1 protein-coding gene and 1 pseudogene are annotated in these 1,969 nt (G+C 77.2%); both read right to left on the bottom strand.

The annotated features are described in order from the left end of the window. Nucleotides 1–136 precede the first annotated feature (136 nt). A complete protein-coding gene (locus AB0L34_RS33065) occupies nucleotides 137–1,675 on the bottom strand; it encodes an ABC transporter substrate-binding protein (RefSeq protein ID WP_363709522.1) in 1,539 nt (512 codons plus the stop codon). Continuing rightward, a pseudogene (locus AB0L34_RS33060) lies at nucleotides 1,672–1,969 on the bottom strand (ATP-dependent Clp protease ATP-binding subunit ClpC); the annotation flags it as partial. The pseudogene AB0L34_RS33060 and the gene AB0L34_RS33065, both read right to left, overlap by 4 nt.

Below are 1,969 nucleotides of genomic sequence, written 5' to 3'. Positions count from 1 at the left end.
GCCCCGCCCCCCCCCCCGCCGCGGCCCCGGCCGGGGGCGCCCCCCCCCCCCGCGGGGCGGGCGGTGGCGGGGGCGGTCCGCCCCCGGCCCGGGCCCGCGACGTTCGCCGGGCGTGGTCAGCCCGGCCCGACGGCCCCTACCACCGGGCCGCCCCGGCGGCCACACCGTCGGCCCGGGCCCGCGGCCAGTCCGCCACGAGCAGGGGCACGAGCCGCAGGTCGGCGGTGGCCAGCCGGTCGAAGCGACGCCACAGCGTCGCCGCCTCGCCCGGGTCCGTGGCCCGCAGCGCCTCCCGGGCCACCTCGGCCGGGTCGCCGGCACGGCCGTCGGACGGCCACATCCGGTGCACCAGGTCGCGGCCGGCGTCGCCGGCCCAGGCCGGCACCCACTCGTGCAACACGACGTCGACGCCCGGCCCGCCGGAGGGGGCCAGCGGGACCGGCACGAGGGTGATCCCGTACCGCGCCAACACCGCGACCAGCGCGGCGGCCACGGCGCCCAGCCGCGAGCCGGCGGGAACGCCCAGGGTCAGCCGGGTCCCCTCCCCCAGCCCGGCGGCGTCGAGCAGACGCCTCGCCCGCTCCGGATCACCGGCGTCGGGTGCGTCGTCGGCGCCGCGTTCCGCCGCCGGGTGCCCGGGTTGCAGGACGCCGTGCTGGGTGGCGGCGCCGTCGGCGCCGGCCGCGCAGGCCGCCTCGGCGAGGGCCGCACGGTCGAGCGCCCACGACAGCGCATGCCGTACGGCGTGGGGCTCGGCCGCCCCGCCGGTGCCCGCGGCGAGGTAGTAGCTGCACCCCGTGCCGGCGAACCGGGCCGCCGGCGACGGCACCGACCAGGACAGCACCCCGAAGCCCGACGCCGGGTCGACCGGCTGGCCGTCCGCCGCCGCGACGACCTCGATGCGCCGCGCGGTGCGCCGGCGTACCGGGTCGGTGCCCGGATCCCACCGGGGGTTGGGCTCCAGGACGAGGTCGCCGCCCGGGGACAGCCGCTTGGCGATCCGGTACGGCCCGGCGGAGGGCGTGCACCGGTACAGCTCGGGGCTCTCGGGCACGTAGTAGTCGTACTCGCGGGGGGCCACCGCGGTGAATCCCGTGGCGAGCAGATCGACGAGGTCGTTGGCCGGCGCGGTGAGCCGCAGGACGACGGTGTCCCCCTCGGCGCGCAGCCCCGGGATCCGGGTGAACTGCTGGAACTGGGCGAAGGCGGGGGCGTGCGCCTCCCAGTGCCCGAGCGCCTCGTCGTACGCCCGGTAGTAGTCCGCCATGCCCTCGATGATCTCGCCGAGGTACGGGCGCATCGCGCGGGCGAGGGGGTGGGCGGTGCGCTTGAGGCCCCGGACGACGTCGCCGGCGGTCAGCTCCCGGGCGGCCTGGGCGTCCCAGTGGATGCCGTCCCGGAGCCGGATGCGCCAGGTGCACCCGTCCGCGCTGATTCCTCCGTTGTCGACCGTGGGCAGTTCCACGGCCGCGTCCGCCACCGGCCGGACGGCCGGGTCGGTGCCGGTGGGGTACGCGAACAGCTGCCGGGTGAGCAGCCGGAGGATCTGTCCGGTCCCGATGCAGCCCGGGGCCGCTTCGTCGGGCAGCCCGCCGTCGACCGGGCCCAGGAAGCGGAGGGTGTCCGTCCCGGTGGGCGTGTCGGTGACGCGCTCCTGCTCGCGTACGCCGGTCATGCCGTCACCGCCCCGGCGTCGGGAACCGGCCCTGTCGCCGGCTTGTCGCCGCCCCGGAACACCAGCTTGGACTTGTCGATGTTGCTCGGGTCGCCTTCGCAGTCGACGACGACGATCTGGCCGGGGGTCAGTTCGTTGAACAGGATCCGCTCGGACAGGTTGTCCTCGATGTCGCGCTGGATCGTGCGGCGCAGCGGCCGCGCGCCCAGGACCGGGTCGAAGCCCTTCTTCGCCAGGTACTTCTTGGCGTTGTCGGTCAGCTCCAGACCCATGTCCTTGTTCCGCAGCTGCGTC

It is taken from the genome of Micromonospora sp. NPDC052213 (assembly GCF_040679695.1).
Taxonomy (GTDB): Bacteria; Actinomycetota; Actinomycetes; order Mycobacteriales; family Micromonosporaceae; genus Micromonospora.
The sequence above is the reverse complement of the archived record's forward strand: the minus strand, read 5'-3'. Positions and strand labels throughout refer to the sequence as shown.

Coding starts and splice junctions, on each gene's coding strand:
- AB0L34_RS33065 (WP_363709522.1), bottom strand. CDS start 1,675: ATGACCGGCGTACGCGAGCAGGAGCGCGTCACCGACACGCCCACCGGG.